This is a genomic window from Duganella sp. 1224 (assembly GCF_013408245.1).
Taxonomy (GTDB): Bacteria; Pseudomonadota; Gammaproteobacteria; order Burkholderiales; family Burkholderiaceae_D; genus Rugamonas.
In genome coordinates, this window is sequence record NZ_JACBYS010000001.1 from 1,789,192 (window position 1) to 1,801,503 (window position 12,312).

General features: G+C 66.7%; 9 protein-coding genes. 5 read left to right on the forward strand and 4 right to left on the reverse strand.

From position 1 onward, the window contains the following. The first annotated feature begins 25 nt into the window (after positions 1–25). The 3 genes from prfB (at position 26) to lysS (ending at position 3,364) form a co-directional block, all read left to right on the forward strand. Positions 26–1,130, forward strand: a protein-coding gene (gene prfB, locus FHW58_RS07920; RefSeq protein ID WP_179672497.1) for a peptide chain release factor 2 whose coding sequence is annotated in 2 segments (ribosomal slippage) — positions 26–106 and positions 108–1,130 — 1,104 coding nt in all. Because the reading frame shifts where the segments join, the coding sequence is not laid out codon by codon here. Beyond that, positions 1,130–1,798, forward strand: a complete 669-nt coding sequence (locus tag FHW58_RS07925) for an HAD family phosphatase (protein WP_179672498.1) — start codon at positions 1,130–1,132, stop codon at positions 1,796–1,798. The genes prfB and FHW58_RS07925 overlap by 1 nt, the downstream gene beginning before the upstream one ends. A 27-nt stretch (positions 1,799–1,825) precedes the next feature. Further along, the gene (gene lysS / locus FHW58_RS07930) at positions 1,826–3,364 is read left to right on the forward strand and encodes a lysine--tRNA ligase (protein ID WP_179672499.1); all 1,539 of its coding nucleotides are present in this window, start codon (positions 1,826–1,828) and stop codon (positions 3,362–3,364) included. 48 nt (positions 3,365–3,412) lie between these two features. On the opposite strand, the gene FHW58_RS07935 is transcribed toward lysS, so the two are convergent. Both FHW58_RS07935 and ppnN read right to left on the reverse strand, forming a co-directional pair. Continuing rightward, a complete protein-coding gene (locus FHW58_RS07935; RefSeq protein WP_179672500.1) occupies positions 3,413–4,111 on the reverse strand; it encodes a hypothetical protein in 699 nt (232 codons plus the stop codon). A gap of 182 nt (positions 4,112–4,293) precedes the next feature. Then, positions 4,294–5,664 (reverse strand): nucleotide 5'-monophosphate nucleosidase PpnN, encoded by a 1,371-nt coding sequence (gene ppnN / locus FHW58_RS07940; RefSeq protein WP_179672501.1) that lies wholly within the window; start codon positions 5,662–5,664, stop codon positions 4,294–4,296. 220 nt (positions 5,665–5,884) lie between these two features. On the opposite strand from ppnN, the gene FHW58_RS07945 reads away from it, so the two are divergent. Continuing rightward, positions 5,885–7,384, forward strand: coding sequence for a peptide MFS transporter (locus FHW58_RS07945; RefSeq protein ID WP_179672502.1), 1,500 nt, complete (start codon positions 5,885–5,887; stop codon positions 7,382–7,384). A gap of 149 nt (positions 7,385–7,533) precedes the next feature. Here FHW58_RS07945 and glpD read toward each other — a convergent pair whose 3' ends face one another. Further along, positions 7,534–9,066: a glycerol-3-phosphate dehydrogenase gene (gene glpD / locus FHW58_RS07950; protein WP_179672503.1), complete on the reverse strand. Its 1,533-nt coding sequence runs from the start codon at positions 9,064–9,066 to the stop codon at positions 7,534–7,536. Between the two features lie 105 nt (positions 9,067–9,171). Between glpD and FHW58_RS07955 the strand changes: the two genes are divergently transcribed. After that, positions 9,172–11,580, forward strand: coding sequence for a penicillin-binding protein 1A (locus tag FHW58_RS07955; protein WP_179672504.1), 2,409 nt, complete (start codon positions 9,172–9,174; stop codon positions 11,578–11,580). Here the strand turns inward: FHW58_RS07955 and FHW58_RS07960 are convergent. Continuing rightward, positions 11,549–12,289 carry a TetR/AcrR family transcriptional regulator gene (locus FHW58_RS07960; RefSeq protein WP_229265080.1) on the reverse strand — a complete coding sequence of 247 codons (741 nt, stop codon included), beginning with the start codon at positions 12,287–12,289 and terminating at the stop codon, positions 11,549–11,551. The genes FHW58_RS07955 and FHW58_RS07960 overlap by 32 nt on opposite strands. Positions 12,290–12,312: the final 23 nt, after the last annotated feature.

The following is a 12,312-nucleotide window of genomic DNA, read 5'->3' on the forward strand; positions in this document are numbered from 1 at the left end:
TTCAGCCTGAGAGAAGAAGAAAACCATGGAAGCCGAACGCATCAACGCCCTCACCGCCCTGCTCGCCGATCTGACCACGCGCGAAGCCGAACTTCGGAGGTATCTTTGACTTCGATCAGAAGTCGGAGAAACTCGAACAGGTCAACGGCGAGCTGGAAGATCCAGACGTCTGGAACGACCCGAAAAAAGCCCAGGACCTGGGCAAGGAAAAGAAATCCCTGGAAGCGGTGGTCAGCGCCCTGACCAAGGCCAACGCCGACCTCAAGGACATGGCCGACCTGATCGACATGGCCAGGGCGGAAGGCGACGACGACACGCTGGAGGCGCTGATCGTCGACGCCGAGGCGGTGCGCAAGGTCATCGAGGGCATGGAGTTCCGCCGCATGTTCAACAACCCGATGGACCCGAACAACTGCTTCATCGACATCCAGGCCGGCGCCGGCGGCACCGAGGCCCAGGACTGGGCGTCGATGCTGCTGCGCCAGTACCTGCGCTATTGCGAGCGCAAGGGCTTCAAGGTCGAGGTCATGGAGGAGTCCGAGGGCGAGGTGGCCGGCATCAAGACCGCCACCCTGAAGGTCGAGGGCGAGTACGCCTACGGCTTCCTGCGCACCGAGACCGGCGTGCACCGGCTGGTGCGCAAGTCGCCGTTCGACTCGGCCGGCGGCCGCCACACCTCGTTCGTGTCGCTGTTCGTCTACCCGGAGGTGGATGACTCGATCGACATCGAGATCAACCCGGCCGACCTGCGCATCGACACCTACCGCGCGTCCGGCGCCGGCGGCCAGCACATTAATAAAACCGATTCGGCGGTGCGCCTGACCCACGGCCCGACCGGCATCGTGGTGCAGTGCCAGAACGACCGCTCGCAGCACCGCAACAAGGCCGAGGCGATGGAGATGCTGAAGGCCAAGCTGTACGAGCTGGAACTGCGCAAGCGCATGAGCGAGCAGCAGAAGCTGGAGGATTCCAAGACCGACGTCGGCTGGGGCCACCAGATCCGCTCGTACGTGCTGGACCAGTCGCGCATCAAGGACCTGCGCACCAACGTCGAGACCGGCAACACCAAGGGCGTGCTGGACGGCGACCTCGACGACTTCATCTCGGCTTCGCTCAAACAAGGCGTGTAATGACCCAGCGTGCATTCATCTTCGACATGGACGGCACCATCGTCGACAACATGGCCTACCACGTCAAGTCGTGGCTGGCGTTCTTCGCGCGCCGCGGCCACACGCTGGACGCGGACGACTTTTTCCGCAACACGGCCGGCCGCCAGGGCCATGAAATCATGCGCACCTACTTCGGCAACGCGCTCAGCAAGGAAGAAAGCGCGGCGCTGGACTGCGAGAAGGAGGCGCTGTACCGCGAGCTGTACGCGCCGCACCTGGCGCCGACCGCCGGCTTCGTCGACTTCATCGGGCGCGCCCGCGCGGCCGGCGTCAGGCTGGCCGTGGCCACCGCCGCGCCGCCGGAGAACATCGACTTCACGCTGGACGGGCTGGCGCTGCGCCAGCAATTCGACGCCATCGCCGGCGCTGCCGACGTGGCGCGCGGCAAGCCGCACCCGGACGTGTTCCTGCTGGCCGCCGAGCGCGCCGGCGCGCGGCCGGCCGACAGCATCGTGTTCGAGGACGCGCCGCTGGGCGTGGAGGCGGCGCGCCGCGCCGGCATGCGCGCGGTGGTGCTGACCACCACCCTGCCGGCCGCGGCGTTCCAGGAATTCGACAACGTCATCGCCGTCGCGCGCGACTTCAGCGAGCTGGATGTGGACGCGCTGTTCGCCTCCGCCCCCCTTTAAATCATCACCTCACCATAAGTACAGACCATGACTACGGATCTTCAAGACCAAGCAGGCAACGCGGCAGCGCCGGACGACAATAAAATCATCGCGGAGCGCCGCGCCAAGCTGGCCGCCATCCGCGCCCAGGGCGTGGCCTTCCCCAACGATTTCAAGCCGGCGCACAAGGCGGCCGAGCTGCACGCGCAGTACGGCGGCAAATCGCGCGAGGAGCTGGAAGCCCACCCGGTCACCGTCACGCTGGCCGGCCGCATGATGCTCAAGCGCGAGGCCGGCAAGAAGGCCGCCTTCGCCACGCTGCAGGATGCGTCGGGCCCGCAGGCCGATGGCCGCATCCAGATCTACGCCACGCTGGACCTGACCGGCGAGGCCGCCATGGCCGCGCTGCACCACTATGACCTGGGCGACATCCTGGGCGTGGTCGGCACGCTGTTCAAGACCAAGACCGACGAGCTGACCATCAAGGTCAGCGAACTGCGCCTGATCACCAAGTCGCTGCGGCCGCTGCCGGACAAGTTCCACGGCCTGGCCGACCAGGAGACCAAGTACCGCCAGCGCTACGTCGACCTGATCATGAACGAGGAAACGCGCCGCACCTTCAAGGCGCGCACCGCCGCCATGTCGTCGATCCGCCGCTTCATGGAAAAGCACGACTTCATGGAAGTGGAAACGCCGATGCTGCACCCGATTCCGGGCGGCGCGGCGGCCAAGCCGTTCATCACCCACCACAACGCGCTGGACATGCAGATGTTCCTGCGCATCGCGCCGGAGCTGTACCTGAAGCGCCTGGTGGTGGGCGGCTTCGACCGCGTGTTCGAGATCAACCGCAACTTCCGCAACGAGGGCGTGTCGGTCCGCCACAATCCGGAATTCACCATGATGGAGTTCTACGCGGCCTACACCGATTACGAGTGGATCATGAACTTCACCGAGCAGGTGATCCGCCAGGCGGCAATCGACGCCAAGGGCACGGCGGTGCTGACCTACGGCGGCCGCGAGCTGGACCTGTCGAAGCCGTTCCAGCGCCTGACCATCGTCGGCGCCATCAACAAGTACGCGCCGGGCTACACCGAGGCGCAGCTGAACGACATGGACTTCATCAAGGCCGAGCTGCTGAAGTTCGGCGTCAAGCCGCACGCGCACTCGGGCCTGGGCGCGCTGCAACTGGCGCTGTTCGAGGAAACCGCCGAGGCGCAGCTGTGGGAGCCGACCTTCATCATCGATTATCCGGTGGAAGTGTCGCCGCTGGCGCGCGCCTCCGATACGCGCGAGGGCATTACCGAGCGCTTCGAGCTGTTCATGGTGGGCCGCGAGATCGCCAACGGCTTCTCGGAGCTGAACGATGCGGAAGACCAGTCGGCACGCTTCCTGGCGCAGGTGGAGGCCAAGGATGCGGGCGATGAGGAGGCGATGTTCTACGACGCCGACTACATCCGCGCGCTGGAATACGGCATGCCGCCGGCCGGCGGTTGCGGCATCGGCATCGACCGCCTGATGATGCTGCTGACCGATTCGCCAAACATCCGCGACGTGCTGCTGTTCCCGCACCTGCGCCGCGAAGAGTAATCTGCTGCCGCGCTGTCGCACAAAGCCGCCCGCCTGGGCGGCTTTTTTTTAGTCGAAGGCGATGTCTTCAAGGCGAATGCGCCACTTGCGGCGCTCGGGCAGCGTCCAGTCTTCGCGCGGTTTGGTGTCGCGCGGCGCGGGCGGTTGCGGTGGCTCGGCTGCGAGCGGCTGCGGCGTTGTCGGCATCGGCGGTATTGGCGACGCTGCGGCATAGGCTGGGCTTAGCAGCGCGGCGGCAGGTGTCGACGATGGCCCGGCGTTCGGCGGGGCAGGCTCGCGGCCTGGGCCGGCAGCGCCGGCTTTGGCCTTGCGCGCTTCTTCCTGCTCGCGCAGGATTTCCTGGCGCAGTATGCTGGCCTGCTTGAAGTGCTTGTCGCCAGGACGGCGAATTTTGAGGTCTATCCAGGCGTTGCGGTTGCTGCGGGCGAAGGCGCGGGCGAATTCGTTGGGTGACACGGATTTGCCACGATGGATGATTTCATTACCTTTTACGCAGGCGTCATTGTGGTCGCCGTAGCTCCACGAACGCAGCACCGTGCCTTCCGGCAGGAACAGGCATTTCCACTGGTAGCCGCGCAGGCCGTTCGGATCGGCTGTTTTGGGAAACTGCTTTTGGTCGGCCAGCCAGAATTCGACCGCCGTTGTTATGGCCTCGGACAGGTCTTGCGTGCCGCCGCGGCGTTTTAGCTGCTCAAGGAGGTCGAGCAGGGTATCGGTAGGCAGGTGGGCAGCCACTGTGGTAAACATTCTCTTTTCTCCTCTCTTTTCTTCTCTTTTCTTCTCTTTCCTTCTTTTTTAGATCTCCTGGTGGAGAAAAAGTTCAAAAGAGAGAAAAAGAGAAGAAAAGAGAAGAAAAGAGAACGCGAAAAAGAGGGTTTACCACACGGGGAGAGAACATACTCCCCTCCCCCATACTCCCGGCGCGCCGCTTACTGGATGACGCGGTAGCACGGCGTGTACGGCTTGCCGGCCAGCTTCATGCGCGACTGGGCGACAAAGGACGCCAGCAGCGCGTCCATCGGCCCCATGATCTCCTTGTCGCCGTGGATCTCGAAGTGGCCATACTTCTCGATGGCGCGCATGCCCTCCTCCTTCACATTGCCCGCCACCACGCCGGAAAACGCGCGGCGCAGGTTGGCGGCCAGCAGGTGCACCGGCTGGTTCTTGTGCAGGCGCAGATTGCGCATGTTCTCGTGCGTGGGCGGGAACGGGCGCTGGAACTCGGCGTCGATCTTCAGGCTCCAGTTGTAGTAGTAGGCATCGCTGCGCGCCTTGCGGAACTCGCGCACCGCCTTGATGCCGGCCTGCATTTCGCGCGCCACCGCCTCCGGATCGTCGATGATGATCTGGTAGCGCTGCTGCGCCTCGGGGCCCAGCGTGTCGGCGATGAACTGGTTGATCTGCACGAAGTAGTCGCGCGAGGTTTCCGGGCCGGTGAACACCAGCGGGAACGGAATGTCGGCGTTATCCGGGTGCAGCAGGATGCCGAGGATGTAGAGGATTTCCTCGGCGGTGCCGGCGCCGCCGGGGAACACGACGATGCCGTGGCCGGTGCGCACAAAGGCCTCCAGGCGCTTTTCGATGTCCGGCATGATGACCAGTTCATTGACGATCGGATTGGGCGACTCGGCGGCGATGATGCCCGGCTCGGTGATGCCCAGGTAGCGGCCGCGGTGCAGGCGCTGCTTGGCGTGGCCGATGGTGGCGCCCTTCATCGGGCCCTTCATGGCGCCGGGGCCGCAGCCGGTGCAGATGTCGAGGTCGCGCAGGCCCATGGCGTAACCGACCTCCTTCGAGTAGTTGTACTCGGCGCGGTTGATCGAGTGGCCCCCCCAGCACACCACCAGGTTGGGGTTGAGCATGGGCTTGAGCACGCCGGCGTTGCGCAGGATGTGGAACACGGCGTCGGTGATGCCCTCGGTCTTGTTGAGGTCAAATTTGGGGTTGTCGGTCACCTCGTTGCTGACAAAGACGATATCGCGCAGCACCGAGAACAGGTGCTCGTGGATGCCCTTGATCATTTTGCCGTCGACGAAGGCGATCGCCGGCGCGCCCTTGATGTCCAGCTTGATGCCGCGCTCGCGCTGGACGATGCTGATGTCAAACGATTTATACCGTTCCAGCAGCTCCTTGCCATCGTCGATGGTGCTGCCGCTGTTGAGGACCGCCAGCGCGCATTTGCGGAAGACGTTATACAAGCCACCCTGGCTGGTATCGAGCAGTTTATTCACTTCCGCCTTGGACAGAATCTCCAGGTGGCCTTCGGGGGAAATCTGGGTATCGACAACGTCATAATCCATGGTGCGTAAATCCTATTCAGTGTCTATGGGTGTTGCGCCACCAATATACGACAAACCAGCCGTGCGTGGGCTGGCAAATTATTAACACAAATGACACAAGTTTGCTGGCGCAGCATCAAAAAGTGCATCGCCAGCCGGTTTGTGGATTAAAATGGCGCCCAATTTGGCCGGCCCACAAGGCCGGCCCGTCCTTTAGACCATAATGATTAGGAGGAGCCGCATGAGCGGTGCGACCACCCCCACCACGGAAGCCGCAATTCCGGAGTTCAAGCAGATCATGGGCCACCCGGCCCCGCTGTGGATGTTGTTCATGACCGAGTTCTGGGAGCGCTTCGCGTTCTACGGCATCCGCTGGGCGCTGGTGCTGTACGTGGTGGCGCAGTTCTACAACGGCGACCCGGCCGGCGAATCGTCGGCCAACCTGGTGTACGGCTCCTACCTGGCGCTGGTGTACGCGGCCGCGCTGTTCGGCGGCTATGTGGCCGACCGCGTGCTGGGCTACCAGCGCTCGATCCTGGTCGGCGCCGCGTTCATGGCGGCCGGCCTGTTCATGATCGCCATCCCCAACGAAACGGTGTTCCAGTTCGGGCTGGCCACCATCATCGTCGGCAACGGCATGTTCAAGCCCAACATCTCGACCATGGTCGGCAAGCTGTACGCGACCGGCGACACGCGGCGCGACTCCGGCTTCACGGTGTTCTACATGGGCATCAACTCGGGCGCGCTGGTGGCGCCGGTGCTGACCGAGTGGCTGGCCACGGCGATCTTCGGCAGCGGCGGCATGCCGGCCTACAAGGTGGTGTTCATCGCGGCCGGCGTCGGCATGCTGATCAGCCTGGTGTGGTTCTTCATCGGCCGCGCCCAGCTCAAGGGCATCGGCGCGCCGGACGCGCGCAACGCCGATCCCAAGCGCCTGCTGTACGTGGTGATCGGCTCGGTGTGCGTGATCCCGGTGGTGTACTCGCTGTTGGCCACCGGCGCCAAGAACCTGCAGGCGGTGCTGAGCGTGCTGTTCATCCTGCTGTCGGTGATGCTGCTGGTCGAAGGCATCCGCAACGGCAAGGTGGCGCGCGACAAGGTCATCGCCATGCTGGTGATCTTCTTCTTCAACATCATGTTCTGGTGCTTCTTCGAGCAGGCCGGCAGCTCGTTCACCTTCCTGGCCGAGAAGATCGTCGACCGCGAGATGTTCAACTGGACCTTCCCGGTGGCCTGGTTCCAGACCGTCAACTCGCTGGCCATCATCGCCTTCGCGCCGCTGGTGGCCTTCATCTGGGTGGCCATGGGCCGCGCCAACCCGTCGATCCCGCGCAAGTTCGGCCTCGGCCTGATCTTCAACGGCAGCGCCTTCCTGCTGCTGATGTACGCGCTGTCGAGCCTGGTGGACGTGCACAACAAGATCCCGTTCTGGACCCTGTTCATGGTGTACGTGCTGCAATCGATCGGCGAGCTGTGCCTGTCGCCGATCGGCCTGTCGATGGTGACCAAGCTGGCGCCGACGCGCCTGGTCGGCCTGGGCATGGGCGGCTGGTTCCTGTCGACCGGCATCGGCAACAACCTGTCGGGCATTTTCGCCTCGGCGGTGTCGGGCGAGGGCGGCATGTCGGTGCCGTCGGCGCTGCACGGCTACACCTTCGGCTTCTGGTCGCTGATGGCCGGCGGCGTGCTGCTGTTCCTGGTGGCGCCGCTGATCCAGAAACTGATGCACGGCGTGAAATAAGGCCAACGGCGCCCGCGGGCGCCGTTGTTACGTGGCGGCGACGACTGCCGCGCAGTCATTCCGGCGCCGGCCGGCATCCATCGACGGCACGCGTCATGGCACGCCAACCTTCCATGGGTTCCGGCCTGCGCCGGAACGACGTGGGGCTCTCAGCGCACCAGCGGATGGGCGTCCAGCCACGCCTGCAACTGGCCGGCGGCGTCGGCCGGCAGGTGCAGGCCAAGCTTGGTGCGGCGCCACAGGATGTCGGCCGCCGCGCGCGCCCACTCGTAGCGGCGCAGATAATCCACCTCGGCGGCATACAGGCCGGGCACAATCTCCTCGCCCAGGTCGGCCAGCGCCGCGCGCCCGGCCAGCAGCGTGTGCACGCGGGTGCCGTAGGCGCGGCAATAGCGCGCCAGCAGCGCCGGCGGCAGCCACGGATAGCGCGCCTGCTGGGCGTCCCGCCAGCGCTCGTATTCCAGCACCGCCCGGTCACTGGGCGCCGCGCCAAACAGGTCGCCGCCGGGCAGGCAGGCGTCGCGCGTCCACGGCCCGTGGCGGTTGTCCAGCGCGCGGGCGATGTGGTCGACCGCCTCCTCGGCCAGCTTGCGGAAGGTGGTGATCTTGCCGCCGAACACGCTCAGGATCGGCGGCCCGTGGCGGTCGATCTGCAGCCGGTAATCGCGCGTGACCGCCTTGGCGTCGGCGCCATCGTCGACCAGCGGGCGCACGCCGGCATAGCTCCACACCACCTCGGCCGGCGTCACCGGCCGCACGAAATACGCGCTGGCCAGCGCGCACAGATAGGCGATCTCGTCCTCCTCGATGGCGACCTGGCCGGCGTCGCCGTGGTAATCGCGGTCGGTGGTGCCGATCAGCGTGAAGTCGCCCTCATACGGCAGGGCAAACACGATGCGCCCGTCCGCGTGCTGGAAGATGTAGGCGTGGTCATGCGCGAACAGGCGGCGCACCACGATGTGGCTGCCCTTGATCAGCCGCAGCTGGCCGCCGCCCGCGCGCGGCAGCGCCGCCTGCAGCAGCGCGGCGGTCCACGGCCCGGCGGCGTTGACCACGTAACGGGCGTTGACCTGGATCGGCCCGCAGCCGGGCTTGACCAGCGTGGCCTGCCAGTCGGCCGCCTGGCGCCGCAGCCCGGTGCACGCCGCCTGGGTCAGGATGGTGGCGCCCTTCTCGGCAGCGTCGATGGCGTTCAGCACCACCAGCCGGGCGTCGTCGACCCAGCCGTCGGCATAGACGAAGCCGCGCGCGAAGCGCGGCTGCAGCGGCTGGCCGAGCGGGTGGCCGCGCAGCCGCACGCCGGCCGAGGCCGGCAGCAACGCGCGCCGCGCCAGCCGGTCGTACAGGAACAGCCCGGCGCGGATCAGCCACGCCGGCCGCTGGCCCGGCGCGTGCGGCAGCACGAAGCGCAGCGGCCAGATGATGTGCGGCGCCGCCCGCAGCAGCACCTCGCGCTCGGCCAGCGCCTTGCGCACCAGCGCGAACTCGCGGTATTCCAGGTAGCGCAGGCCGCCGTGGATCAGCTTGGTCGAGGCGGACGAGGTGTGGGCGGCCAGGTCGTGCTGCTCGCACAGCACCACCGACAGCCCGCGGCCGGCGGCGTCGCGGGCGATGCCGGCGCCATTGATGCCGCCGCCGATGACCAGGACATCGCAATCGAGTATATGCTGGGGTGGCGCCATGTGGTCCCTTCGGAGCTGTATACCTGTACGTTACGTCAAGTGCGGCCAAGCCACAATAGCCATGTTCTATAATCGCGCATCGTTCCGCAACCGAGAGATAGTGCTTTGACAACCTCGCCTCCCCTGCCCGCCTGGCTCACCCGCCGCAACCTGCTGCGCGCCGCGCTGGGCGCCGGCCTGGCCGCCCTGGTCGGCGGCGGCCTGCTGCTGGCCTACCTGCTGCTGTACGTGGCGCCCAACCTGCCGTCGCTGGACGCCATCACCGACTACCGGCCCAAGATCCCGCTGCGCGTGTACACCGCCGACAACGCCCTGATCGGCGAATTCGGCGAGGAACACCGCGACTTCATCCCGATCAAGGACATGCCCGAGCTGATGAAGAAATCGCTGCTGGCGATCGAGGACAAGCGCTTTTACGAGCACCACGGCATCGACTGGCTGCGCGCGCTGGGCGCGGCCAAGGCCAACCTGGGCGGTGCGCTGCGCCAGGGCGGCTCGACCATCACGATGCAGGTGGCGCGCAACTTCTTCCTGACGCGCGACAAGTTCTACAGCCGCAAGCTGACCGAGGTGATGCTGGCGCTGAAGATCGAGGCCGCGCTCGACAAGGACCAGATCCTCGAGCTGTACATGAACCAGATCTACCTCGGCCAGCGCTCGTTCGGCTTCGGCGCCGCCGCCCAGACCTACTTCGGCAAGCCGCTGAAAGAGCTGGACGTGGCCGAGACGGCGATGCTGGCCGGCCTGCCGCAAAACCCGGCGCGCCACAACCCGGCGGTCAACCCCAAGCGCGCCAAGCAACGCCAGCAACTGGTGCTGCGCGCCATGCGCGACGCCGACTTCATCACCGAGCCGCAGTACCAGAAGGCGCTGCACGAGACGCTGCACATCAACCGCAAGGGCCAGGACTTCGAGGTCCACGCCGAGTACGTGGCCGAGCTGGCGCGCCAGACCGTCTACGCCCAGTTCAAGGACGAGGCCTACACGCGCGGCATCAGCGTCTACACGACCATCCTCAAGGCCGACCAGAAGGCCGCCTACGAGTCGATGCGCCGCAACGTGCTGAACTACGACCAGCGGCACGGCTACCGCGGCCCGGAAGCGTTCATCCCGCTGCCGGCCGGCGAGGACGAGCGCGACGACGCCATCGAGGACGCGCTGCAAAAGCGCCCCGCCAGCGACGGCCTGATCCCGGCGGTGGTGCTGACGGTGGGCGCCACGGCCATCACCGTGCAGAACCCGGCCGGCGAGGAGCTCACCATCAGCGGCGACGGCCTGCGGCTGGTGGCCGGCGCGCTGTCCGACAAGGCCAGGGACACGCTGCGGCTGCGCCCCGGCGCGGTGATCCGCATCATGCAGGGCGACAAGGGCGGCTGGGCGGTCACGCAGGTGCCGCAGGTGTCGGCCGCGTTCGTGTCGCTGGACGCCGTCAGCGGCGGCTACCACGCGCTGGTCGGCGGCTTCGACTTCAACCTGCAAAAGTTCAACCACGTGACCCAGGCCTGGCGCCAGCCGGGCTCCTCGATCAAGCCCTTCGTCTACTCGGCGGCGCTGGAAAAAGGCTTCTCGCCGGCCACCGTCATCAACGACGCCCCGCTCAACCTGACCGGCGCCGAGACCGGCAACGAAGCGTGGTCGCCGAAGAACGACGACGGCAAGTTCGACGGCCCGATCAGCATGCGCACGGCGCTGTCGGAATCGAAGAACGTGGTGTCGGTGCGGATCTTGCGCGCGATCGGCGTGCCGTACGCCCACGGCTACCTGGGCAAGTTCGGCTTCGACCTGGCGCGCCACCCGAAAAACCTGACGCTGGCGCTGGGCACCGGCGCGGTGACGCCGACCCAGCTGGCCGGCGCCTACGCGGTGTTCGCCAACGGCGGCTACGCGGTCGAGCCTTACCTGATCGCCCGCATCGTCGACGGCGACGGCAAGGTCATCGCCGAGGCCAAGCCGCGCGCCACGCTGCCGGACGAGGCGCGCGTGATCGACCCGCGCAACGCGTTTGTCACCGACTCGATGCTGCGCCAGGTGACGCGCACCGGCACCGGCGGCGCCGTCGCCCGCCTCGGCCGGCCCGACCTGGCCGGCAAGACCGGCACCTCGAGCGACGCGGTGGACGGCTGGTTCGCCGGCTACGGCGGCGGCATCGTGGCCGTCTCGTGGATGGGCTACGACGACTCGCGCTCGCTGGGCGGCAAGGAATTCGGCGCCACGGTGGCGCTGCCGATCTGGATCGACTACATGAAGGTGGCCATGGCCAGCCGGCCGCCGCAGGAACGGCCGGTGCCGGCCGGGCTGACCCAGGTCGACGGCGAATGGCTGTACGACGAATTCACCGGCGACGCCGCGCGCCGCACGCTGGACATGGACGACGTGCCGGCCGGCGCCGAGAACGTGGCGCCCGGCGAGGTGATGGTGCCGGCCGCGCCGGCCGGCACGCCGGGCGCCGGCGCGCCGGCGGCCACGCCGAACGCCGAAAACATCAAGCCGGTGCCGACCGGCCCGGGGCGCTGAGCGCGTCCCCGCCCGCCGCGCACGGGGTGGACCACGCCGCCAGGCTGGCGCGCATCATGCCCACCGCGCTGTCGGCAAAGCGGTCCGGGCCGATATCCGCCGCGCGGTACTTCCAGCGCTTGACATACCAGTCCTGGAAGGTGGCCAGCAGATGCGCGGCCAACAGCTGCGGATCGGCGCGCAGCCCCGGCACCTGCGCCACCACCCCGGCGAACAGCGCCTGCACATGCAGCTCCGACTGCCGCGCGGTGGCGCGCTGCGCGGCCGGCAGCACGCGCGAATCCATGAACACGAAATAAAACCACGGCTGCAGGATCTCCGACACATAAATCGAGGCCCGAATCAGCGCCTCCAGCCGGTCGCGCGGATCGGCCACGGCGGCGAACATGCGCGGCACCTCGTGGGTGGCGTGGCGCACCACGTCCTCGATCATCTCCGCCAGCTGATCCTTGCTGCCGATGTAGCCATACAGCCCGCCCATCGACAGCCCGGTCTCGCCGCACAGGTCGCGCAGATTCATGGCGCGGAAGCCGACCTCGTTGGCCAGCTTGAAGGTGGCGGTGAATATCCGCGCCAGGTTGTGCAGCGCCGGCTGGCGGCGCTTGACCGTGATGCGGTCGGCGTAGCGGTCGAACAAATACGCCCAGACCGTGGTGCCGTCGAGCGGCGTCATGGCCTGAAACTGGTGGAAATCGAATGGCGCCGACAAAGCTCGTCCCCGTGGTGTGTTTT